18 protein-coding genes are annotated in these 23272 nt (G+C 40.6%); 11 read left to right on the forward strand and 7 right to left on the reverse strand.

Annotation, left to right across the window (positions count from 1 at the left end; translation table 11 throughout):
- Nucleotides 1–150 precede the first annotated feature (150 nt).
- The 3 genes from psb34 to ACM0OP_RS16885 all read left to right on the forward strand — a co-directional run bounded on the left by psb34 (nucleotide 151) and on the right by ACM0OP_RS16885 (nucleotide 3424).
- The gene (psb34, locus tag ACM0OP_RS16875) at nucleotides 151–330 is read left to right on the forward strand and encodes a photosystem II assembly protein Psb34 (protein ID WP_414529580.1); all 180 of its coding nucleotides are present in this window, start codon (nucleotides 151–153) and stop codon (nucleotides 328–330) included.
- A gap of 298 nt (nucleotides 331–628) precedes the next feature.
- Nucleotides 629–2761, forward strand: a complete 2133-nt coding sequence (locus tag ACM0OP_RS16880) for a tetratricopeptide repeat protein (RefSeq protein WP_414529581.1) — start codon at nucleotides 629–631, stop codon at nucleotides 2759–2761.
- Nucleotides 2762–2839: 78 nt separating this feature from the next.
- Nucleotides 2840–3424: a YdeI/OmpD-associated family protein gene (locus tag ACM0OP_RS16885; RefSeq protein ID WP_414529582.1), complete on the forward strand. Its 585-nt coding sequence runs from the start codon at nucleotides 2840–2842 to the stop codon at nucleotides 3422–3424.
- Between the two features lie 121 nt (nucleotides 3425–3545).
- Here the strand turns inward: ACM0OP_RS16885 and ACM0OP_RS16890 are convergent, their stop codons facing one another.
- From ACM0OP_RS16890 to purE, 4 genes are all read right to left on the reverse strand, one after another.
- Nucleotides 3546–4754 (reverse strand): 4-hydroxy-3-methylbut-2-enyl diphosphate reductase, encoded by a 1209-nt coding sequence (locus ACM0OP_RS16890; RefSeq protein ID WP_414529583.1) that lies wholly within the window; start codon nucleotides 4752–4754, stop codon nucleotides 3546–3548.
- Nucleotides 4755–4935: 181 nt separating this feature from the next.
- On the reverse strand, nucleotides 4936–5742 hold the full coding sequence (locus ACM0OP_RS16895; RefSeq protein ID WP_414529584.1) for an SGNH/GDSL hydrolase family protein: 807 nt from the start codon (nucleotides 5740–5742) through the stop codon (nucleotides 4936–4938).
- A 158-nt stretch (nucleotides 5743–5900) separates the two neighbouring features.
- On the reverse strand, nucleotides 5901–7478 hold the full coding sequence (locus ACM0OP_RS16900) for an ammonium transporter (RefSeq protein ID WP_414529585.1): 1578 nt from the start codon (nucleotides 7476–7478) through the stop codon (nucleotides 5901–5903).
- Between the two features lie 546 nt (nucleotides 7479–8024).
- The gene (gene purE, locus ACM0OP_RS16905; protein WP_414529586.1) at nucleotides 8025–8543 is read right to left on the reverse strand and encodes a 5-(carboxyamino)imidazole ribonucleotide mutase; all 519 of its coding nucleotides are present in this window, start codon (nucleotides 8541–8543) and stop codon (nucleotides 8025–8027) included.
- Between the two features lie 58 nt (nucleotides 8544–8601).
- Between purE and nagA the strand changes: the two genes are divergently transcribed.
- Entirely contained in the window at nucleotides 8602–9762 is a 1161-nt protein-coding gene (nagA, locus tag ACM0OP_RS16910) for an N-acetylglucosamine-6-phosphate deacetylase (RefSeq protein WP_414529587.1), read from the forward strand.
- Nucleotides 9763–10001: 239 nt separating this feature from the next.
- On the opposite strand, the gene ACM0OP_RS16915 is transcribed toward nagA, so the two are convergent.
- Nucleotides 10002–12083 carry a cation:proton antiporter domain-containing protein gene (locus tag ACM0OP_RS16915; protein WP_414529588.1) on the reverse strand — a complete coding sequence of 694 codons (2082 nt, stop codon included), beginning with the start codon at nucleotides 12081–12083 and terminating at the stop codon, nucleotides 10002–10004.
- Nucleotides 12084–12508: 425 nt separating this feature from the next.
- Here ACM0OP_RS16915 and bchM point away from each other — a divergent pair, with 425 nt between their 5' ends.
- The 4 genes from bchM to ACM0OP_RS16935 all read left to right on the forward strand — a co-directional run bounded on the left by bchM (nucleotide 12509) and on the right by ACM0OP_RS16935 (nucleotide 14872).
- Complete coding sequence (gene bchM, locus ACM0OP_RS16920) at nucleotides 12509–13195, forward strand: magnesium protoporphyrin IX methyltransferase (RefSeq protein ID WP_414529589.1); 687 nt, start codon at nucleotides 12509–12511, stop codon at nucleotides 13193–13195.
- Between the two features lie 308 nt (nucleotides 13196–13503).
- On the forward strand, nucleotides 13504–13923 hold the full coding sequence (locus ACM0OP_RS16925; RefSeq protein WP_414529590.1) for a hypothetical protein: 420 nt from the start codon (nucleotides 13504–13506) through the stop codon (nucleotides 13921–13923).
- Nucleotides 13924–13984: 61 nt separating this feature from the next.
- A complete protein-coding gene (locus ACM0OP_RS16930; RefSeq protein WP_414529591.1) occupies nucleotides 13985–14473 on the forward strand; it encodes a hypothetical protein in 489 nt (162 codons plus the stop codon).
- 18 nt (nucleotides 14474–14491) lie between these two features.
- A complete protein-coding gene (locus tag ACM0OP_RS16935; RefSeq protein WP_414529592.1) occupies nucleotides 14492–14872 on the forward strand; it encodes a DUF423 domain-containing protein in 381 nt (126 codons plus the stop codon).
- Nucleotides 14873–14950: 78 nt separating this feature from the next.
- On the opposite strand, the gene ACM0OP_RS16940 is transcribed toward ACM0OP_RS16935, so the two are convergent.
- Nucleotides 14951–16216 carry a hypothetical protein gene (locus ACM0OP_RS16940; protein ID WP_414529593.1) on the reverse strand — a complete coding sequence of 422 codons (1266 nt, stop codon included), beginning with the start codon at nucleotides 16214–16216 and terminating at the stop codon, nucleotides 14951–14953.
- Between the two features lie 329 nt (nucleotides 16217–16545).
- Nucleotides 16546–19527, reverse strand: coding sequence for an L-glutamate gamma-semialdehyde dehydrogenase (gene pruA / locus ACM0OP_RS16945; RefSeq protein WP_414529594.1), 2982 nt, complete (start codon nucleotides 19525–19527; stop codon nucleotides 16546–16548).
- A 191-nt stretch (nucleotides 19528–19718) separates the two neighbouring features.
- Here pruA and ACM0OP_RS16950 point away from each other — a divergent pair, with 191 nt between their 5' ends.
- From ACM0OP_RS16950 to ACM0OP_RS16960, 3 genes are read left to right on the forward strand one after another with little or no spacing between them, the layout of a single operon-like run.
- Nucleotides 19719–20738 (forward strand): molybdopterin-dependent oxidoreductase, encoded by a 1020-nt coding sequence (locus tag ACM0OP_RS16950; protein WP_414529595.1) that lies wholly within the window; start codon nucleotides 19719–19721, stop codon nucleotides 20736–20738.
- Nucleotides 20735–22219, forward strand: coding sequence for an adenylate/guanylate cyclase domain-containing protein (locus ACM0OP_RS16955; protein WP_414529604.1), 1485 nt, complete (start codon nucleotides 20735–20737; stop codon nucleotides 22217–22219). Before ACM0OP_RS16950 ends, ACM0OP_RS16955 begins: the two co-directional genes overlap by 4 nt.
- On the forward strand, nucleotides 22206–23180 hold the full coding sequence (locus ACM0OP_RS16960; protein WP_414529596.1) for an SDR family NAD(P)-dependent oxidoreductase: 975 nt from the start codon (nucleotides 22206–22208) through the stop codon (nucleotides 23178–23180). Before ACM0OP_RS16955 ends, ACM0OP_RS16960 begins: the two co-directional genes overlap by 14 nt.
- Nucleotides 23181–23272: the final 92 nt, after the last annotated feature.

Below are 23272 nucleotides of genomic sequence, written 5' to 3' on the forward strand. Positions count from 1 at the left end.
TCCCCAATCCCCAATCCCCAATCCCCAATCCCCAGTCCCCAATCCCCAATCCCCAATCCCCAACGTAAAGATTTGTCTCTAGGTATGAAAGTAGAATCTACAGTTTCTGTAACATTAAATGAATAAAAGAAGATTATCAGGAATTAATTCATGCCCTACACAAACGAAGAAGGCGGCCTTTTAAACAATTTTGCCCGCGAACCCAAGGTTTACCAAGCAGAACCTCCCAATAATGACCAAAAGCGGAAGTATATTTTCTCAGGACTAGCTGCTGCTGCTTTGGTTATTGGTTTAATTGTGGTTGCCTTCTCTGTTTCCCACGTGGGATAAAATTTTTTAATAAAATTTATTAATGGGGTTTTGTAGGTTCCAAATCAAGAGGAACCTTGTTTTTTATGTATAGCAACAGCCAGAGACATTAGCACAAAAACAGTAAGTAGAGCGGTATGAATAATTCAAGGTTTGTAGTGAGTAAGATATAGGTATAAAAGTGTTCCCTGTTCCCTGTTCCCTGTTCCCTGTTCCCTGTTCCCTGTTCCCTGTTCCCGTGCCATAAATCAATTTCGTCTGGATACTGTAATGAGTTCTGGTAAATTTATATGTACCATGTTTTGGCTCTTTAGCCGCCATGAGCGTGAATGACACCATACAATCCAATAATTCTACTTGGAATCGCAAAGTTTATCATCGTCTAAAAGTTGCTTTAAGTCTGGGTTTAAGACGACAAGTTTTTTTAGCAGTTAGTGATAATTTACACTTACGCAATCAAGTAGCAGCCCGTTTGCACTCTACTTTAGCTTATCCAGTGGGGCAAGTGCTATATCAACCTACAGATGGTCATGAAAGTAGCACTCCAGCTTATCCCCGCTTAGTGACGTTGAGGTTGAATTTAAGTGATCCCAATCCTATAGATCATATAAATCAATGGCTGGCTAATTATCCACCACCAATTATAGGTGCAACAAAAGATACTGCTGGAACTCCTTTACCAACACCGATATTTCAAATTGTGGGGGTGGAACAGTTAACTAAGGAACCAGTAGCAATACAGCGTTTATTTCTCCAGTATCTCCGCTTAACTGATGAGTATTTTTCGAGTCTGGAGTCTAGTGGCTGTTTAGAATCTAGTCTGTTGTTGTGGGTTTCCCGTCCTTGGTTATCTGCTATTCAGCAGTCAGTACCACAGTTTTGGCGTTGGCGGACTGGGGTGTTTGTGTTTGCGGGGGAACCGACACCAACGACACAAAAACAAGGTTATCCCGAACGTTCTAGTAGTTCCAGAAATTCTGATGTAGAAAATGCTCAGTCGATGGAACTGGAACTCAAGGGGGATGCTGTTGATGATGTTGTGGAGTCTCCCCAGAGTCAGCCAGTTCAGGAAAGTGCGGAATTATTGAAGACGGGAACGAAGTTAGCAAAATCTCCGGTAATTGCGAGTGTAGCTTCGTTGTCTCATATTAATCAGGAGTTAACAGAGTTAATTCTGGGAAATATGAAGATAAATAGTGGTGAAGATCCAGAGGATCACCAAGAACCACAAAAACTTCTGTTAGAGATTGAACAATTACACTCTCAAAAAGCTTCTGCAAAGGTTTTGGCAGCAGCTTATCATAATTTAGGGAATTTATATCGTCTGCGGATTGAACAAGGAAAGTCAAGTTTAGAAAATTTGATGGTGGCAATTCTGGCTTATCAGGAGGCGATCGCCTGTGATGATAATTCACCCCAATTACCAGATATTTTAAACGATTTGGGTACATTGTATTGGATGTTGTACCGCGCTCCTAATAACTCAGCAAATGGCGAAGCTTATATCCAGCAGGGGATTGAATTTTATCATTTGGCTTTAAAACTAATATCTCCCACAGAAAAATCAGAAACCTATGCACGGGTACAAAATAATCTGGGTACTGCCTATGGTGATTTAGCTCGTTTTGTGCAACCTTTGGAGAATTGGCAACAAGCAGTGTTAGCTTACAGTGAAGCATTACGCTATCGGAGAGCGGATTTGGAACCGTTAAAGTATGCGGCGTGTCAAAATAATTTAGGTACGGCTTATTGGCATTTAGCACAGTATAGTCAACCTGTGGGACATTTAAAACAGGCGATCGCATCTTATAGCGAAGCTTTGGTTCACTATAATCCTCAACAGGAACCTTTGAAATATGGCATGATTCAAAATAATCTCGGTACCGCTTACTGGAATCTGGCACAATATGAGGAAGAACCTCTGAAAAACTTGCAATTAGCAATTGATGTTTATAAAGAAGCTTTAAAATATCGCACTCCGGCTAATGTTCCTAGTGCTTGTGCTGCAACACAAAATAATCTGGGTACAGCCTATTGGCATTTAGCAAATTTATCTCAAACGCCTAAAGATTCTAAGGCGAATTTATTACAATTGTCTATTGCAGCTTATAACGAAGCGATTGCTTTGGCTAAGGCTCTCAGAGGTACACCTTTAAGTTTTGATTTGTTTGCTGCTCACAATAATCTGGGTTTAGCTCATTTTAAACTAGCTACAGATCATGCTAATCCTGATCATCAAGAGGCTATTTCTCAACATTTAGAAGCAGCTTTAAATAATCATTTACAAGCTTTAAATGGTTTCCGCCAACAACCAGAAGGTTATCAAACAACTTTTGCTTATTTGGTGAAAACTATTCGGGCTTTTCATGCTGAGTTGGGTATACAGGGACAAAATATGGCTTTATCTCAGGTTCCTGGTGATTTGTTACCGGAAATTTTACCTAAGTTGTAGTTGCGGTGCAGTCAAGAAAGTTTTTTTAGTTAAAAGTATTAACACAGAAAAATTTTTCATAGATGGAGAACTTTCAATGTGGTGAACGAACTCAATAACGGTATCAAAACTTTTTATGCTCAGACAAGAAACGAATGGCGTAAATGGTTAGAGGAAAATCATCAATCAGAAAAATCTGTTTGGCTAATTATTTACAAAACAACAAGTAAAGTGCCGAGCGTTTATTATCCTGAAGCAGTGGATGAAGCATTATGTTTTGGTTGGATAGATAGTAAACCAAACAAACGAGATCAAGATAGTTATTATCAATTCTTTTCTAAACGGAATCCCAAAAGTAATTGGAGTAGAGTAAACAAAATAAAAACTGCAACCCTCATTAGTCAAAATTTAATGACTTCATCTGGACTGGAAATGATAAACATTGCCAAACAAAATGGCAATTGGGATGCACTAGAAGAAGTAGAAAATCTCACTATTCCTGATGATCTACAGAAAGCATTTGATAAAAATAAAGTAGCATTTGAATATTGGAAAAAGTTTTCCCGTTCTTCAAAACGTGGAATATTAGAGTGGATTTTTAATGCAAAGAAAATTGAAACTCGACAAAAAAGAATTGATGAAACTGTAAGATTAGCAAGTGCAAATATTAAAGCAAATTACTAAAATTTATTTGTAAATCAAGATAACAAAAAAGAGAATTTTCAAGGTGAAATTCTCTTTTTGACTTTGTGTTTTAATAGTAATTTATTTCACAACAGAGGCATAGATAACACAAATTAAAGAGTTAATTTGCTGGGACTAGTGCTTTTAAGGTAAAAATCTTTTCCATCACATCTTCCACTACTTTATCTGGCGTAGATGCACCGGAAGTTACACCGACAACAATTTTACCGTGGGGTAGCCAGTTTTGAGCAATTGCTAATTCTCCATTCAGTTGGCGGTGTTCAATGGCTGTTGCTGATTTAATTCTTTCTACACAGTCTATGTGATAGGAAGGAAGATTTTTTTGGGCTGCAATTTGTTGGAGTTGGGCTGTATTTGAAGAGTTAAAGCCCCCAATTACTAACATTAAGTCTAGCTTTTCTTCTACCAATTCCAACATGGCATCTTGCCTTTCTTGGGTAGCATCACAAATGGTGTTAAAGTTTTGGAAATGTTGATTTAATTCAATGGTTCCATACTTCTGCATCATTGTTCGCTCAAAGAGTTTGCCAATTTGCTCAGTTTCACCTTTCAGCATGGTGGTTTGGTTGGCTATACCTACTCTTTGTAAGTCCTGATCAGGGTCAAATCCTGCTGAACACGCTTTGGCAAATTTTTGTAAGAATTGCTCCCTGTCGCCTCCTTTGAGAATATAATCGGCAACATACTGGGCTTCTTGTAAATTCAGCACAATCAGATATTTCCCAGCAAAAGAACTGGTTGCAACTGTTTCTTCATGCTTATATTTACCGTGAATAATTGAGGTGTAAGCAAATTTTTTGTGCTTTTCCACAGTATTCCACACTTTAGATACCCAAGGACAGGTGGTATCAACGATTTTGCAACCTTGCTCATGGAGAATTTGCATTTCCTGAACGCTGGCTCCAAATGCTGGTAAAATTACTACATCATCAGTTTCCACGACGGAAAAGTCTTTTTTACCTGCGTCTAGAGGTACAAAACCAATATTCATTTCCTGCATTCTTTGATTCACAGAAGGGTTGTGAATAATCTCGTTAGTAATCCAAATCCGTTCTGTGGGGAAATGTTGACGGGTTTCATAAGCCATAGCTACAGCCCGTTCTACACCCCAGCAAAAACCAAAGGCTTGGGCGAGTCGGATAGTCACCTCACCCCGTGTTAATGTGTAGTTGCGATCGCGGATTTCCTGAATTAACGTACTGTTATACTCCGATTGCAACTGGGTAGTCACTTCAGCTTGATGACCAAATCCTTTACGATTGTAATTTTCCGAATGTTGCAGCGATCGTTTAAAAGCTTTTGTATCCATTAGTTTTTCAGTTGTAACCACTATTTCTTATTCTCTCGTGCTTAGACGAGATTTCATAGGGTATGGCAAAAACAAACTATCTAGTGGGGGTAGGGAACAGGGAACGGGGAACAGGGAACAGGGAAATGTCCTAACACTTGTGGTTACTGCTATAAAGGGTTTTATCTTTATTCAACAAGCCCTATCTATTCCCCACCTGGAAATTGCTATATATTTGTAACGCAGTGCGCCAAACTAAATAACCAGTGGGATTGAGATGTAAGCCATCCGTAGTCAATTCGCTGCGGAGATTACCCTCTTGGTTGGTAAATAAAGAATACAAATCGAGATATTGCACACCAACTTTAGCTGCTGTCTTCTCCAACTCTTGATTTAACTGAAGAATGCGACTATTAGGAATCGTCAATAGTTGTTCTCTACCCTCCCAAGTTGCGGTTTCATCCCCATGAGGTAAGATTGACTGGACAACTATTTCTGCTTGGGGATGGTTTTTCCGGAGATAAGTCAGAATTTTTCGTTGATTCTCTAAAATAACTTGATCACTTACTCCCCCAATCAAGTCATTAATGCCAATCATCACAAAAATGACTTCTGGCTGAGTATTGTCAAATAAATCTAATCTTTTTAATAGTCCTGCCGTAGATTCTCCAGAAATACCCTGATTCAGCCAATTTCTGTCTTCAGGTAACATCTCCGGCGGAAACCACAAACTCAAAGAATCCCCCACAAGAATACTTAAATTTTCAGGAGGTTGTTGAGCAACCACTTGGGCTTCTTGCTGGAGAATGTCTAGCCACTGCTGATAATTTAGTTGATGACGGGGACCTAAATCTGGTGTAGTACCTGAGTTTGGGGAAAGTGGATTTTCAACAACAGCTGTTAATCGTTGCTGTTGCCAAATGAGCAAGATTACCGCCAACATAAGTATGCTGTTGGTTACTAGCAAGAAAAATCCCCAGAGAGGAAAAGTTTTTGCGGAAGTAGACACAAGTCCAAAAATATACCAATGATTTGACTCAAATTGTAGTTTATTTTCTTTGTGTGTTGGTGGTGAAAAAATCAATTGTCAAACACAAAGACACCAAGACACTAAGTGCTTGTAGTTGATATTCTTTGTGCCTTTGTGCCTTGGTGATCTACAAGCAATTAAGATTTATCTTGTGATATTCCGGTGGAACTATATCCTTCTGGAAATCCTCCAGGACTAGTTTCTGTGACAAATCCAGTGTAGGCTTCCATACCGTGTTCACTGATATCTAAACCTTCTAATTCTTCTTCTCTGGTGACTCGGATACCTAAAAATGTTTTGAGTCCCAGCCAGAAAATGCTACTCAAAACAACTGTCATTCCCCCAACGGCGAGAATACCCACTAGTTGAATGATTAATTGTCCTAAGCCACCACCGGCAAATAAACCCGCAGTGGGGCCAGCATCGTCACCATACCAGGAATAAACACCGGGTCCCACAGACCACAGACCAACGGCCAGAGTTCCCCAAATACCGCACACTAGGTGAACTGAGGTGGCTCCTACTGGGTCATCTATCTTGATTTTGTCAAACAGTGTGACTGAGAAGACGACTATGACTCCACCAATAAAGCCGATGATTAAGGAAGCGGGAATACTGACGAAGGCACAAGGTGCGGTAATAGCTACTAAGCCAGCCAATACGCCGTTAATGATCATTGAGAGGTCTGGTTTACCTAAATAAATCCACGCTGTCCCTGTAGCACCAATTGCACCAGCAGCCGCAGCCATATTAGTAGTAACGGCGATGTGAGCGATCGCATTAGGATCAGCAGCCATTGTGGACCCGGGGTTAAACCCAAACCAGCCCAACCAGAGAATTAAACAGCCCAAGGTAGCAATGCTCATGTTATGACCGGGTAAAGCTATAACTTGACCGTCTTGATATTTCCCAATCCGGGGGCCAAGAAATGCTGCTCCCATTAACGCCGCCCAACCTCCAACAGAGTGAACCACGGTGGAACCAGCAAAATCCCAGAATCCAAATTCACTTAACCAACCGCCACCCCAAATCCAATGTCCGGTGATGGGGTAGGCAATACCGACAAGGAGGAGGCTGAAGATTAAGAAATCTACAAATTTAATCCGTTCCGCAACTGCACCGGAGACAATTGTGGCCGCAGTTCCCGCAAAGGCTAATTGAAATAAGAACTTGGCGGCTAAAGGCACACCAGCCCAGTCCAGTGAACTGAAGACACCTTGATAAGCATCCCCGGTTACAGGACTATTATCTCCTCCTCCTGAAAGGAAAAAGCCAGACATTCCGAAGAAGTTGTTACCATCGCCAAACATAATCCCAAAACCAATTGCCCAAAAAGCAATACTAGCTAGAGCAAAGACAATTAAGTTTTTCGAGAGAACGTTAACGGCATTTTTTTGGCGACAAAAGCCTGTTTCTAACATCCCAAAACCAGCATTCATAAAGAATACTAAAAAGGCGGCGATCGCTACCCAAAGAGTATCCAAAGCCACTTGCAGTTCTGCTGTTGTTGGTCCTTCATCTGGTGTTTGGGCAACTGCTACATAACCCCAACCCAAAACAATTAAACAAGCTAAGGGTAAGCAGGCTTGCCAACTAGGAGACAACTGCTTGATAAATAAATTTAATCCCTTTGCTTTTGATTTAAATTGTGTACTTTTAGCGGATTTTTTGGCAGATATTCGCCTATTTTTAATTCTAGATTTCTGTTTGTACATGAGTTTAAATTACACCCTCCAGCTTTAATGAAAAACAAGTTTAGCTAAAAACCTCAAGCCCAAAGTCAACCCTAGTCTTGATACCACGGGTTTACCAAGCAGAAACTCAGATCCCCCAAATAGGAGTTTAGGAAACTATGGGTACATTTGTAAACGTTTTTTTATGGTTTTATTAAGAAAATATTATGGAGTTTCCCAACAGTCAACCCTCCTTCACTTAATATTTATTTGGTGAATATGGTATTTGGGGAAGAATCATCCCCAAAATTACCAACTTTGGCGTGAAACCAACAAAAAAAAATATCATAAAAGCAGGTTTATTTTCTGGCTGCATTCTGCCCTAGTTATGGAAGAATTACAGTTGTTTTTTTTGATAAATTTGATTGATTTTCTATTTAGTTTGTCGTTAATTCTGTATCCTGAGATACTATTCCCTGGGGTTTCACTCTTCTGAGGGTGGAAAATAGTGGACAGCAGGAAACTATATCCTCTACAGTGTGGGGATTTTTGGAGTTCACAAGAGACAACTCCAAGATTTATTAATTTTTATAATTCTTGTTGCAGATATTGTTCATACCCCAGTTCTTCCAGTTTGGCTTGCTTTGTCATGACTGATTCTGAGAGGTTCTGGCGGTATTTTTGGACTTTTTCCTGTAATTTTGGGGCGTGGGTGGCGAGAATTTGCACCGCCAACAAACCTGCATTCTTAGAGTTACCGATGGCGACGGTGGCGACGGGTATTCCCCCAGGCATCTGGACTATAGAATACAGAGAATCAACACCTTGTAAATTGCGAGTTGCTACGGGAACGCCAATTACAGGCAGTGGTGTTAAAGATGCTACCATTCCGGGAAGATGGGCAGCACCTCCCGCGCCGGCAATAATTACTTTTAGTCCTCTGGTGTGGGCTGTTTGGGCATACTCTACCATCCTTTCGGGTGTACGATGGGCAGAAACAATGGCTACTTCTGTTTCTATGCCAAATTCTGCACAAATTGCGATCGCATCTTTCATGGTGGGTAAATCGGAATCGCTACCCATGATAATACCGATAAGAGGAGCCATATTAATTTAAGATTGAGGGTTAATTACTTGCTGTGTAGTTAATTTTCTAACTAATGTGATGCTTAAAGCAAGACAACACACCCTAAATATTATTAATGGGCGAGTTCCTGGTTATCAAGATTTACAGAGAATTTTAGTGAACCACCAGGGGTTAATTGAGCAAATTATCCCCATGACTGAGGAATTTACTGGGGATGCGCCTGTATTGAATGTAGCTGGTGATTGGATTTCCTTGGGTGGTGTGGATTTACAGATTAATGGGGCTTTGGGTTGCGCTTTTCCGGATTTAAAACCTGAAAATGCCCAAATGCTGGCGAAAATATCGCAATTTCTCTGGGATGTGGGAGTGGATGGATTTTTACCCACTTTGGTGACTACTTCTGTGGATAATATACAGCGTGCGATCGCCACAATTGCTGATTTTCTCCCCACTCAAACAGCAGGGGCAAAAATTCTGGGAGTACATTTAGAAGGGCCATGTTTAAACTACCAGAAGCGAGGCGCACACCCAGCCGAATACTTATTACCTCTAACAATAGAACAAATTAAAAAAGTTTTGGGTGATTATGCCCATGTTGTCAAAGTGATCACCTTAGCCCCAGAATTAGACACCACTGGGGAAGTAATCCCATATTTGCGTTCTTTGGGGATAATTGTCAGTTTAGGGCATTCCCAAGCCACAGCAGCCCAAGCCCAGCGTGCTTTTAACCAGGGGGCAACAATGGTAACTCATGCTTTCAACGCCATGCCGCCATTACACCACCGGGAACCAGGACTATTAGGTGCAGCAATTACCCATCCTGATGTCATCTGTGGTTTTATTGCCGATGGTGAACACGTTACACCCACAATGCTGCAAATTCTCCTCCGCGCCAGCTACCAAGCACAAGGGCTGTTTTTAGTAAGTGATGCCCTTGCACCTCTGGGGCTACCCGATGGCGTGTATCCTTGGGACAGTCGAGAAATTGAAGTGAAAAACGGTACAGCCAGATTAGCAGATGGGACATTATCAGGCACAACTTTACCCTTATTAATAGGAGTGCAGAACTTAGTCAGGTGGGGCATTTGTGATATTGAAACTGCCATTTCCTTAGCAACTAATTCACCCCGAAAAGCGCTAAATTTACCAGGAATTATTGACAGTCCCGCCGCCAATTTATTACGCTGGCAACAAGATGAAGATACAAAAGAATTAACTTGGCAAAGACTATTTTGCTAATACAGTTTATGCATAAGATTCTGGTTTTTGGTTCATCTGGTATTCTCGGTAATCAAATTTATCAGATGTTTAATTTAGATATTTTAGCAGCAAACTTTCCACCTGCGGAAATTCAGATAGCTGTGTAAATTTTTCATCCAACCACAAACAAAATCTTTCTGTGTTTGTGTTTCCCTTCCCTCCCAGATTTAAATTCTATGAAACCGCAGAGACGCAGAGGAAACAGACAGTTTATAAGTTTATAAATGTGCTTCTCCCAGTAAAACAATAGAACCGGTTAACTCTTCAATTACCTGAGTAGTCACTTGACTAACTGCTAACCCCCCGGTAGTACGATAACGGACAGAACGCAAAACTGCTAAATCAAAGGCTTGCGCTTCCCTGACTATAGCTTTCGCAACATCATCATCAATAATGATTTGAATATTGGTATTTACATTTAACTGACTTTTGGCAACAATTTCAGACAACTGATTAGTAAATTGTTCTACTAAATTTGAGGGAGTTTTACTATTAGACACGTGTAATAGTACAACCTCAGCATTATTCACATCAGCTAACATTTCAGCAAACCGCCACGCACTCACAGTTTGCGGTCTTAAATCGCCAATTGGTACAATAATTCTGGCAATTGTCTTGGGACTATTTACCAAGCGTGTCACAGCAACTGGACAGTGAGAAGACCAAAAAACACTATCAATTATATTACCAAATAAGCGAGCGCGTAAACCTGTAGTGCGCGACCAACCCATCACAACTAAACTAGCATTTTGTTCTCGACTGGTGCGGCTAATTGCCAAAGCTATATCATCATCAATCCGAATAGCAGTAGAGACTTTAACATCAAATTCTTGACTAATTGCCTTAGCTAACTTTAATCTTTGCTGACTTTGCTCTAATGATATTCCTAATTGGGGATCATCCATGTGAATATGGGCTTTAGTAATAGCTAAAGGTAAAATTCTCCCAGATTCATGTTGTGCTATTAAAGCTGCCATTTCAATGAGATAGCGCTGGGTTTGAGAGTTATATATTGGTACAACTATAGTGAATGGATGCTGAGTTTGTTCTAAGGGTTGTCCTTCATTACTTTCCCACCAATTGGAAAGATTTTCTGTTTCAAAATCCGTTTGAGGCATTTGTAATAATGCGGCAAATCTGGCTGTGATTAAGGGCCCCATAATTGAAGTAACTAGCATGAGGACAATTACACTATTTAATACACCTTCACTAATCAGTCTTTCACCAGCAGGATTTAAGGTTTGATAGGCAACTAAGGCTGCTGCTAAGGTGGCTGCTACTTGTGGTAGGGATAATGACCACATTGTGAGCATTTCTGCATTGTTGTAGCGGTAAATTAATTTGACTAAAAATGCGGCGATAAATTTACTTCCAATTAACGCGGTAACAATTACCACTGTTAACCAAACTGAACTGAGGGTTTGGATAAATGCCGGAATATTGATTAGGAGTCCCATGTCTACAAAGAAACAAGGGATAAATAACACGCTACCAATAAACTCAATTTTTTCTTTGACGGGGCTACGTCCCACTACATCATTAACTGCTAAACCTGCCAAAAATGCGCCAACTATTTGTTCTACACCAACTATTTGCGCTCCTACAGATGCGAGAAATAAAGCTAGTAAAATGAATAAAAATTGGTTACTTTGTTCATCTCCAGAACGGCGGAAAAATTCTTTACCTAGCCAATCAAAGCCAAATAATACAATCACAGAGTAAATGGCTAATCCACCTAATAAGCTGATTAAACTGATGGCTGTAAATTCTCCGCCATGAATACCTACACAAATTGCTAGGACTAATAAAGCGGCTGTGTCTGTAAAAATTGTTGCCCCTACTGTGACAGTCACAGCTTCATTCATCACAACTCCCAGACGACTAACAATGGGATAAGCTAAGAGAGTATGGGAGGCTAGTAAGGAACCAATTAAAACAGAAGCATTCCAGCCAAAATTGAAGAATCTGCCTACAGATATTCCAGCTATTAATGGGACTAAAAATGTTAAAATACCAAAGACAATGGAGCGGTTTTTTGTTTTACGAAACTGTCCCAAGTCAATTTCTAATCCAGCAACAAACATTAAATAAACTTTACCAATATCTGAAAGCAGACTGACAGTTTCAGAATTAGTGTCTAAAAATTTTAGTCCGTTTTGACCTAGCACTACACCTGCTACTAGCAAACCTACTAATCCAGGTATTCGAAGTCTTTCAAATACAGGAGGTACACTAAAAATAACGGTGAGGAGAATTGTAAATTGAATGATGGGACTGTCAGTTAGCAAGTTTGAGGTCATTGGTAATCAATCAGGTTTGATGAAACTTTAAAAGTGGATAATCTGTATATACGAGAGTAGTTAATAATTTTTTATGACCTGGTTACTTCTATTATATTTTATAATTATATTTTAATCAAGAATGGTCAGGCACAAAAGGCAATAAAATTCAGGTAATATCAGTAAGTTGGAGATGATTGTAGGGTCATGTAACTAGAAAATGGTCAGAGCTTTACTGAGAAGTAGTTTATTTAATTTTACTGACTTTAAAACTCAAGGTTAATCTCTAGAAGTGATAAATAGCAATTGCAATCAAGTATTATATATAATGAGTTAGTATCCCGGAAGTCAGAGAAAAGATCCATAAAAAAAATGTATCGGAGTATTCTTGACGGTTGATATTAATGATATTTTTAAGGATCGGGAACACTTAACTATTTAAGTTTATGAACGTAGCCGACGATAAAACGATTGTTCGTGAGTATTTTAATTCCACAGGCTTTGATCGCTGGCGGCGCATTTACGGCGATGGCGAAGTTAACAAAGTTCAGTTAGATATCCGCAATGGACACCAGCAAACAGTAGATACGGTTATTAGCTGGCTGAAGGATGATGGTAACTTATCAGAATTATCAATTTGCGATGCTGGTTGTGGTGTGGGGAGCCTGAGTATCCCGTTGGCGGCTGATGGTGCTAAGATTTATGCCAGTGATATTTCTGAAAAAATGGTGACAGAAGCTCAGGAGAGAGCTGTTGCCACTTTGGAAAATGCGGAAAATGCGAGTTTTACTGTCCAGGATTTAGAATCCTTGAGTGGTAAGTACCATACTGTGATTTGCTTGGATGTATTGATTCATTATCCCCAAGAAAAGGCGGATGAGATGATTTCTCACCTGTGTTCTCTGGCTGAGTCAAGGGTAATTATGAGTTTTGCGCCCAAAAACTGCGCTTTAACTATACTGAAAAAAATTGGTAGCTTTTTTCCTGGCCCCAGTAAAGCTACTCGTGCTTATCTGCATCGTGAGGCTGATGTGGTGAAAATCCTGGAAAATAATGGTTTTACGGTGGAACGTCAAGCGATGACTAAAACTCGTTTTTATTATTCACGTTTGTTAGAAGCTACGCGTAAATAAGCTGAGAATTGCGACAAGATATGTGCGTATCCTCTGTCGCATTTTATAGTTTTTTCGATAAAACCCCACCCCTAGCCCCTCCCGCAAGCGAGGCTACGTTACACAGAAGTCGGTAAATTTTCGTTTGTGTCATAAGACTCCACCCCTAACCCCTCCCCGCAAGCGAGGAGGGGAACTTGATTTAGAGTGAAATTGGGTTTTTAGGGCTGAAAACCCTTTTTAGATCAGGATGTGTGACACGGTAGCCACCGCAAGGGGGGAATTGGATTTCCGGCTATGATATACCTTGTGTGGTTAGGGAAGGCTATATGAAAATTATTACAAAGGTTGCTGGTGGGTTGATGCTGGCTGGGGGTTGTTTATGTTTGCTTGCTAGTGTGATAGCTGTATCTGAATTAAAGGGAGAAACCAATTTTATCGTGCAACAAGAAGCAGAGGATCGGCTGTTGGCGGGAATGGTTTTAGGTATACCTTTAACAGCAGGTGGGGGATATATGTTGTGGGGTTTGCGCCGCAGATATCAACGGGAGTTAAGCGATCGCCTGGATGCTATATTTTATCAAACCCTGGAAGCCAATCATGGTAAAATCACTGTGTTACAGCTGGCTCTGTCAGGAAAGATACCGGGAAGGGAAGCCAAAGAATATTTGAATGATAAATCTCAGGAGTTCAATGCTACTTTTGAATGCACCGAGCAAGGTGACATAACTTATTTATTCCATATTTAATGGAAGGTTTTGACAAGTCAGGTTAAAATCGCAAGCAAAGTTTAAAATCTGATGTGAAACTATGAAGACTGCTGAAAAACTGGCTGCGGGTTGGCTATTAACACTAGGATTCATGTTTTTGACACTATCAGTTTCAGCCACTAGTGAGAAGAAATCTATGCTGAAACCGATTTCTACAGGATATCAGGAGGCGGTAGCTACGGATTTTGTAAATCACAACCATTTGTATTTTCTTGACAATAAGGCCAGAAATGGGATAATTTTCGGTATCCCTACGATGGTGGTAGGAGGTTGGCTGAGTTTAGGGTTGTACCGTCAAGGTAAGAATGAGAAAAAAGCTCTTCAGCAAGAACTAAGCGATCGCCTACAATCAAATTTTTATCAAATGCTACAAGAAAATCACGGGCGTGTGACTGTTTTAGGCTTGGCGATGAATTGTCAACTACCAGCAGCCCAAGCCCAAGAATATTTAGATATGAAAGCTAAAGAATTTAATGCAGATTTTCAGGTTACAGAAAAAGGGGCGGTATCATATCATTTTGATATTTAGAAGAAATCTTGATTAGGAATGGCACAAATTTTTGTAAGTATAGCTGCCATTTTAGGTGGTTTATCTGTAGCCGCAGGTGCTTTTGCTGCTCATGCCTTGAAAGAAAAGATTAGTGAGCGATCGCTAGAAATATTTGATACTGGCGCACGTTATCAAATGTACCACGCTTTGGCACTTTTGTTAGTAGCTTTATTAATTAGTCGTGCAACATCCCCTCAGCCGATGTTAGTAGCTACTGGGTGGTTATTCATTTTTGGGACAACTATTTTCTCAGGTAGTTTGTATGCACTGAGTTTAACTGGTGTGAAAATATTGGGTGCAATTACTCCTATTGGCGGTGTCGCTTTTATTATTGGTTGGGGTGTTTTAGCTTTTGCGGCTGGGGGTTTGAAATTTTAAGAGGTTGCTATATCCTTCTTTTACTGCTTTCTTCATTCGGAAAGTGACAAAAGAAGGATAATCTCACTGTGATAATTTTCACTGGAGTTGCTTTAATTTATTATTTGCCGATAGAAGTAACTCTTGAGCTTTTAAATAAACAGTTGTACCTGATTGCACTTTTTCTAATTGGTTAATAATGCCGTGTAATTGACTAATTAGACGATTGCGCTGCAAATTTTGAGGGTCATTGGGAATTGATGCTAATAGGCTTTCTATTTGTCGTTGTGCCATTGCTAAAGCCTGTACAGAATCTGCCTCAGCTTGTCGTCTTACTCTGATCTGACCTAAGTTAGTCTCATAAATTGCTAATAGCTTTTGTGCTTCCCCATAACCTACCAAATCTTCCGAAGGAATCAGTTTTAAGCGATTTATGGCTTGTAACCATAAATTTTCTATTTGTTGCCATTCTGTGACTGTGTGCGGTGGATTTTGAGCAGCTTTTGCAGCTTGCCAAGAAAATTGCTGCGCTGCTGTAATTAAAGCACTAACGCGTTCATTTCCTGCGGCTAATCCCACAACTTCCTGAAAATCACGCTTGTCAACATCTAGTTGACTTTGAGCAGTTTTTCCGGCTAGGGTTTGGCCGGGAATCTCTTCTAGATTATCAAGTGCTGAACGCCAAGCTGCGATCGCTGACTTTTTATCAGCTGCTGTTGTAGCCTGTTGATACTGCTGTTTGGCATTCTGGAGTGCCTGACTATGCTCAGTCAGCAGGGTTTGAGCATTTTTTTCTTGAAAAATCTTGGCTTCTAGCTGTCCTACTTGACGACGGGCTGTATTCAGACCATAAACACTAAACCGCCAGTCATACCACCCGTATGGGTATTCCCGTCCATCATGAATCAACCCAACTGGTAAGTTATTTAAATATATTTTTGTTTGTTGTAGTTGCTGTTCACCCAACGCCAAATCAGCTGTACTAGTAGGATTTTCAATCAGTTGTTGAGCTTGCTGCATTGATACCAATGCCTGCCGATAGTTTTGTTCTACGCTGATGTAACTGGGGAGTAATAAAAAAGGCGCATTTTGCCTCACAGGACGGCGAATTATTGGGTAAGGCAGATTTGCTACCCAAAGCACAGCTGCGGGAACTCCTAGAAGTATTGCTATCCAAATCAGCTTACTAACTAGCTTACTACCTCTACCTTTTTTGGTTTTGGCAGGTTTTTTGGTTTTACTTTCTTCTTTTGCAAGGGATGAATTGCCAACGGGCGTTGCTTTTGATATTTTCAGTTCTGATTTAGCGTCTACTTCAGCTTGTAATTCATCCAGGGTTTTTGGTGTTCTTGGTGGGTTCTGCACTATCGGTGTTTAGGTAATTAATGATGGGTCTATTTCTGAGACGTTTTGAGTGTTATTACGTGCAAATTTAGTAGTTATTTTATGTAACAACGTCATATTTTTTTAATTCTCAGTTTAGTATACCCCCAAGTTATTGAGTAATTATGACTCATAACCCCGGATTTTATACAAATTTGTAAATAAGCGTGTGCCTTTACCTATGTGCAAAAGTGTATATATAGGGGGTTGTTATTTCCACTGTAAAATGCTTTGTGAGAGAAGGATTGAGAGAGAAACACAAAGGATTTCTTTGCGTCCTCTGTGTCTCTGTGGTTCAATAAAAGAATTTTCTATTCCGCGCCTTCAATGGGTGCAAAACCTTGACGCTGAATATTTTCCGTAACCGTCCGTGGTTCTAAGAATTGCAGGAGATAATCAGGGCCTCCAGCCTTAGAACCCACACCAGAAAGTTTAAAACCGCCAAAAGGTTGTCTAGCCACAATAGCACCTGTAATATTGCGGTTAATATAGACATTCCCGACTTCTAAATCCGTCTGTGCTTGCTGAATGTGGGAAGGTGTGCGGGAATAAAGCCCCCCAGTTAAAGCATAATTAGTCCCATTAGCCACTGCTAAGGCTTCTGCAAAATCTTGGACTCTGGTTACAGCTAACACTGGCCCAAATATTTCTTGCTGGGCAATAGTCGCATCAGCTGGTACTTCACTAAAAATCACAGGGCCGATATAATACCCCTGTTCTGGTGCTGTTAACTCCAGCGCCACTTGTGCTTCTGTCTTACCTTTCTCAATATATTCTAGGATGCGATCGCGGGCTTTAGCATCGATAACTGGACCAACTTGGGTACTGGGTAACTCAGCTGCACCAATATTTAAAGATTTTGTCGCCTCTACCAATCGCCGGACAAAGGTATCGTATATCGGTTCTAGGACAATTACCCGTGAACAGGCGGAGCATTTTTGCCCACTGTAACCAAAGGCTGACTGCAAGACTCCCACAACAGCTTGATCTAAATCAGCACTTTCATCCACAATAATTCCATTCTTACCGCCCATTTCCGCAATTACCCGCTTGAGATGCTTTTGTCCAGGTTTCAGCGTTGCGGCTTCTGCATAAATCCGACAACCAACTTCCTGAGAACCAGTAAAGGCAATAATGTGAGTATCTGCATGATTCACCAAGTAAGCACCCACTTCCGAACCCTTACCAGGGACGTATTGAAATACACCTTTAGGGATGCCAGCCTCAATTAAAATTTCTGTGAGTTTAGCAGTAATTACAGAAGATGTTTCCGCAGGCTTGAGCAAAGTACAATTCCCTGCCACCAAAGCTGCAACTGTCATTCCGCAGGCGATCGCTAACGGAAAATTCCAAGGAGAAATTACCACAGCAATACCCATCGCATGGTAAATATAACGATTAGTTTCCCCAGCTACGTCATAGATTACACCTTTGTCTAGACGTTCCATCTCCTCAGCATAATACAGACAAAAATCTATAGCTTCAGAAACCTCCCCATCTGCTTCCTTAACAGGTTTCCCCACCTCCAAAACAATCCAAGCCGCAAGTTCCGCCCGACGTACTTCCATCAAATCAGCCGCCTTCCTGAGAACCCCAGCCCGTTGCTGTACAGGAGTTTTCCGCCAACCAGGGAAAGCCGCCTTAGCCGCTTGCATAGCCTCCTCCGCCTGTGCCACACTCAGCAAACCAACCTTACCAACCACCTCACTAAAATCTGAAGGATTCAGCGAATCAACAAACTCCGCAGTATTCACATACTCCCCATTCACCAAAGGTAAATAAGTTTTACCCAACTGTTGACGCACCAATGCAAAAGCCGCCGCAGACTTCATAATTTCTGACTCCTGGGAATAATCTGTATCAGCTACACCGAGGAACCCCTCCTCTTCTTTGCGCCTTTGCGCCTTTGCGTGAGACAAATCCACATTCGGAGGCGCGAGTAACTCCTCAATTGGTCTATTTTCCAGATTTTGCCGTAAAAACGAACTATTAGCCGTATTTTCCAATAACCGCCGAATCAGATAAGCCATCCCTGGTAACAATTCACCATAAGGACAATAAACCCTGACTCGATAACCCTTATCCACCAAAGCCTTCGCCAACTTATCCCCCATCCCATACAACACCTGCATTTCAAAGTGACGACGAGGGACATTTAAACTTTCGGCTATAGCAATGGCGCGAGCTTGCGATCGCACATTATGACTACCAATAGCAGCATACACATATTGGTGATTTTCTAACAATAACTGTGTAATAACTTCAAAATTGGCATCCGTCGCCGCCTTATCGTTGTAAACTGGCTGTTTCCAGTGCTTTTGTTCTGCTTTAATGGTTTCTTGATCCCAATATGCACCTTTTACCAAACGAACTGTCAGAGGATAACCGCGCTCTTTTAACCAAGAAATCAGCTTTTTCGCATCCTCTTCACTATCACGCAGATATGCTTGAATTGTCACGCCAATATCTGTACGCTGTCTAAATTCATCTTCTAGCAACAGCTTTTGCAGAATATTCAGAGTTAAATCTTTGTAAGCGTACTGTTCCATATCAAAATGCACAGATGCGCCTAATTCTTTCGCCCGACGTAATAAAATACGAATGCGATCGCTAACTCTCTCTTCACTACCCTCAGCATCTAAAGGATCAAATTGAGAATAAAAGGCTGTTAACTTGACAGAAACCTGTACTTGTGGTATTAATTCCGCATCAGCTTGATCAATAGCTGGAATTACCGCCCAATTTTTTGATGCTTCCACCAATTGCTGCATTAATTCTAGATAGCGTTCTAGATAAGATTGCGCTTCAGTTTCCGTAATTACTGCTTCACCAAGTAAGTCAATGGTGAAAGCCATTTTATCTTTACGCAGTCGTTCAACTGTTTTGATAACTTGTTTAATATTTTCCCCAGAAATATATTTATGTGCTAAAGTTTCCACTGCTGTAGAAACAGTTGTCGCCGCAACCTGTCCTGGCATAGAATCAGGGTTAGCAAAATTTAGCATCCCCTTTAAAGCTGAGGGTAACTCTACAGACTCATCCCCTAAATATTCTTGTAAATGTGCGGCAATTTCCGGTTTATGTTGTAAGGCTGGAAGTGTGTCGATAAACCGAAACAGTTGCACTCGTAAACCAGGGTTACTCATAGCCCAAGCTAATAATTTATCATCCCAGCGCATTTGATCCCGGAGAGAACCTAAAAAAGAACGATTTTCTTGGGTAGCTGAGAGAAGCTGTTTGGCAATTTCTTGAGTTTTAGCTTCGTAGGTGCTGGTTTGTACTTGTAATACCATAAAATTTGTGTTTAGTTAGTTGTAATTACTCACAGGGTCATTTGTCATTAGGAAATTACAATTTCCCCCCTGCTCCCCGCTCCCTGCTCCCCTGCTTCTTCTCCCTACTCCCCATTTTGAATGGTGCTTTTTCTAACGTACTTAGCGCCATTTTGTAAACCGTCTCAAGTAATAGTTTTGAATGTCGTTGTATGAAATGTCTGAAAAACTTGGCTTTAGTATGTTTGGGGATAGCTATGCTCTGCTTGGGAGGTTGTACAGAAAGACCGACAGATTCACAATTGGCAGTATGGCGTAGACAAGCAAGCGATCGCAATGCTGAAATTGTCGCAGAAAAAACTAAAAATAACCAGCAGCGTGAGTGGGATTTAGTTATACAAGGTCAGACAGCAACAGGGACAACGGAAACATTAAATTGGTCACAGTTGCAGGATTTAGCTACCGTTAATATTAATACTGTTGATGGCAATAACATTGTCAATCCTCAAAGGATATTTAAATTCACAGGTATATCAATCAATTCGCTTATTAAAAATTTTGGTATTCAAAAGTACATTACGGAAATTACTTTTGTCTCTTATGACGCATATCAGGTGACGGTCAGAATCGAAGATTTACTGAAGTACCCAATTATTTTAGCAGTTGCCAAGGATGGTGAACCAATTCCCCGTGAGCAAGGTGGACCGATTTATTTAATTTTTCCCTATACCCAGCATCCAGAAATTAGAAAAAACTATGATGAGGGGATGTGGGCATTTTATGTAACTCATGTCATATTTGGTACAGAGTCAGCTAAAGTGAGTATAGGCAATAGTGAACTTAACTTAGCAGATTTAGATCAATTGCCCCAAGTTAACCTGACGAAAAGGGTTGGTTATCGGGTGTGGTGGCCGAGTGGTCAAGTTCAATTACATGGTGTGAGACTGCGAGATGTCCTCTCTTTAGCTAATGTAAATTTAAATACTATTAGTTCTGTAGTCGTGCGTGGTAAAGCAGAGGTTTACCGCAGAAATACTGAACCAATAGAATTACTCACTGAGGATATACTGAAATGTGATATCCTTCTAGTTACTAGGTGGGGTCAGGAAAAACAACAAATTCCAGCGAAAATGGGGGGTCCAGTGACTTTGGCCTTTAGCGATAATTGTCCCAGCAGAACTAAAAATCAGCGATGGGTGACTTTTGTAGAAGAGTTAATTCCACAACTGTGAAAATATTAGCTTTTCGTTCTATTCGTACCCAGATCATGACTTCAACTACCTTGCTGATTCTGGGTTTGATTGCTGCTATAGTTACAGTCTGGGCAAAAAGTGACAGCACTCTCTACCGTCAAGAAAAGTTAAATGATGCGAAAATTACAGCTAGAGTTTTAAGTTCTACATATTCTAACGAATTATCAGAAGAAAATTGGAGTCAAATTCGCATAAATTTACATCTTTTGATGCAAGAAAATCAAGATGTCGTTTATGTTTTTGTATCGGATCATCGTCTTTATCATCAAATCGTTGCCGGTTCTCCTCAAGAATTTGTCAGTCAATATATTCCTGATATAGTACCTTTAAATGTCACCAAACAAGCTATTTATTCCTCTTCTAATATTGAGGCTCGTGCATCAGAAACATTTCTGCTTAGAGATGTTTACTTTGGAGAAAAGCTGAGAGGTAAACGTGGTGAACGTGTGATTGAAGTGGCTTCTGATGTTTTGGGATTAAGTGAACAAAAACTCGGCACTTTACGCATAGGTATATCTTTAAGAAGGGTAGACATTGCTGTTAGAAATGCAGTGAATAAAGCTTTAATGGTAGGTTTTATCGGACTTAACATTGGTTTAGTATGTGCATATATTTTAGCACATCAATTGAGTGACCCAGTGCGGCGTTTACAGATGAGCGTTGCTCAAATTGCTAATGGAGATTTGCAACATCGCGCCGCTATTTATCATCGTGCAGATGAAATTGGTGCATTAGCAATTTCGGTAAATGAAATGTCACGCGCCTTACAGATATCATTTAGCAAATTACAAAAAACATTAGAATCATTTGAGAGATTTGTCCCAGATAAATTTGTTTCAGTCATCTCTCCTCAAGGAATAGAAAAAATTGAAGTCGGTATGGCTGCGACGCGAAAAATGACAATTTTATTCTGTGATATTCGCAATTATACTTCGATGTCAGAAGCTATGACACCGATGGAAATTTTCTTATTTTTAAATGACTATTTAGCTTGTATGGGAAAAGCCATAGATGAATCTGGTGGCTTTATTGATAAATATATCGGTGATGCTATTATGGCATTGTTTGATGATCCAGCCACTGATGGCGCACTCAAAGCTGCAATTTTAATGCAAAAATATCTTGATAAATTTAATTATGCGCGATCGCAACAAGGTATACCAAAAATTGCCGTAGGCATTGGCATTCATCGTGGCGAGGTGGTCATGGGTACAATCGGATTTACCTGTCGGATTGATTCTACAGTCGTAGGTGACTCGGTGAATATAGCCTCACGGCTGGAGAGTATAACTAAATACTATGAATGTGGAATCTTGGTAAGTGATTCAGTAATTCTCAGTTTATCTCAACCAGAATTATTTTCACTGCGATTGGTAGATGAATCCGTGAAATTAAGAGGTAAAGATGAAGCGATCGCCATTTATCAACTTGAGGATAAAATGATCAATGACACACCTTAACGGAAAAGTAACTTTAGTTACAGGAGCTACACGGGGTATTGGCAAAGGCATTGCCATTGGTTTAGGTGAAGCAGGGGCAACAGTGTATATTACCGGACGTACTCTTGATAATACTAATAGTGAAATCTCTGGTAGTCTCAAAGATACCCAAGCCGCAGTAGAACAAGCCGGGGGAATCTGTATTCCCGTAACCGTAGACCACAGCGACGATGAACAAGTACGCTTGCTGTTTGAACGCATCGAAAATGAGCAAAACGGCCAACTGGATTTACTCGTTAACAACGTCTTCTCAGGAGTCCAAGCCTTAAGAGAAAATCAAAGAAAGACCTTTTGGGAATGTGAACCCAGCCTTTGGGATGCTACTAACAACGTCGGTTTGCGTAGCCACTACATCGCCAGTATTTTTGCTGCACGCATGATGGTCAAACGTCAACAGGGATTAATTTGTACCATTTCCTCATGGGGTGGTATGTCTCAAATTTTTAGTGCAGCCTATGGCGCTGGAAAAGCCGCCTGTGACCGATTAGCCGCTGACATAGCAGTAGAACTCAAGCCTCATAACATTGCCTCTGTTTCCCTGTGGCCGGGTATTGTCGGTACTGAGCAAATTTCCCAGCTAGCAGACGAAATGGCAACAGAAAATACTCCAGACCCAAAAAACTCAGTATTTACCGACCATTATAACTGGGAAAGTCCCTTATTTACAGGGCGAGTCATTGCCGCCTTAACTAGTGATGCCAATATCATGCGCCGTACAGGAAAAGTGCAGATAGTCGCCGAACTAGCCCAACAATATGGAATTGTAGACCAAGAAGGTAATATCCCCCCATCCCTACGTTCCCTAAAATTTCTGATACCAGCAGCCTTACCCTCACTCAGAAAATACTCATCCCTCATCCCAGATATCAAAGTCCCTTGGTCATTGCTGCTGCTAACAACACTCAAATCACCCCAGATTTAACTGTTACCCCCAGTATTTCTGGTTCTCTCTGGTGTCTTTTTCCATATAAATCCATGTACTAAGTAGCTCAAACTTAAAAAAGGTAATACCCA

Origin of the sequence: Nodularia chucula CCY0103 (genome assembly GCF_963923915.1) — a bacterium.
Lineage (GTDB): Bacteria > Cyanobacteriota > Cyanobacteriia > Cyanobacteriales > Nostocaceae > Nodularia > Nodularia chucula.

What these genes read in the sequence shown, in the direction of transcription:
- psb34 (WP_414529580.1), top strand. Translation starts at nt 151, where the DNA reads ATGCCCTACACAAACGAAGAAGGCGGCCTTTTAAACAATTTTGCCCGC.
- ACM0OP_RS16880 (WP_414529581.1), top strand. Translation starts at nt 629, where the DNA reads ATGAGCGTGAATGACACCATACAATCCAATAATTCTACTTGGAATCGC.
- ACM0OP_RS16890 (WP_414529583.1), bottom strand. Translation starts at nt 4,754, where the DNA reads ATGGATACAAAAGCTTTTAAACGATCGCTGCAACATTCGGAAAATTAC.
- ACM0OP_RS16900 (WP_414529585.1), bottom strand. Translation starts at nt 7,478, where the DNA reads ATGTACAAACAGAAATCTAGAATTAAAAATAGGCGAATATCTGCCAAA.
- purE (WP_414529586.1), bottom strand. Translation starts at nt 8,543, where the DNA reads ATGGCTCCTCTTATCGGTATTATCATGGGTAGCGATTCCGATTTACCC.
- nagA (WP_414529587.1), top strand. Translation starts at nt 8,602, where the DNA reads ATGCTTAAAGCAAGACAACACACCCTAAATATTATTAATGGGCGAGTT.
- ACM0OP_RS16915 (WP_414529588.1), bottom strand. Translation starts at nt 12,083, where the DNA reads ATGACCTCAAACTTGCTAACTGACAGTCCCATCATTCAATTTACAATT.
- bchM (WP_414529589.1), top strand. Translation starts at nt 12,509, where the DNA reads ATGAACGTAGCCGACGATAAAACGATTGTTCGTGAGTATTTTAATTCC.
- ACM0OP_RS16925 (WP_414529590.1), top strand. Translation starts at nt 13,504, where the DNA reads ATGAAAATTATTACAAAGGTTGCTGGTGGGTTGATGCTGGCTGGGGGT.
- ACM0OP_RS16930 (WP_414529591.1), top strand. Translation starts at nt 13,985, where the DNA reads ATGAAGACTGCTGAAAAACTGGCTGCGGGTTGGCTATTAACACTAGGA.
- ACM0OP_RS16935 (WP_414529592.1), top strand. Translation starts at nt 14,492, where the DNA reads ATGGCACAAATTTTTGTAAGTATAGCTGCCATTTTAGGTGGTTTATCT.
- pruA (WP_414529594.1), bottom strand. Translation starts at nt 19,527, where the DNA reads ATGGTATTACAAGTACAAACCAGCACCTACGAAGCTAAAACTCAAGAA.
- ACM0OP_RS16950 (WP_414529595.1), top strand. Translation starts at nt 19,719, where the DNA reads ATGAAATGTCTGAAAAACTTGGCTTTAGTATGTTTGGGGATAGCTATG.
- ACM0OP_RS16960 (WP_414529596.1), top strand. Translation starts at nt 22,206, where the DNA reads ATGACACACCTTAACGGAAAAGTAACTTTAGTTACAGGAGCTACACGG.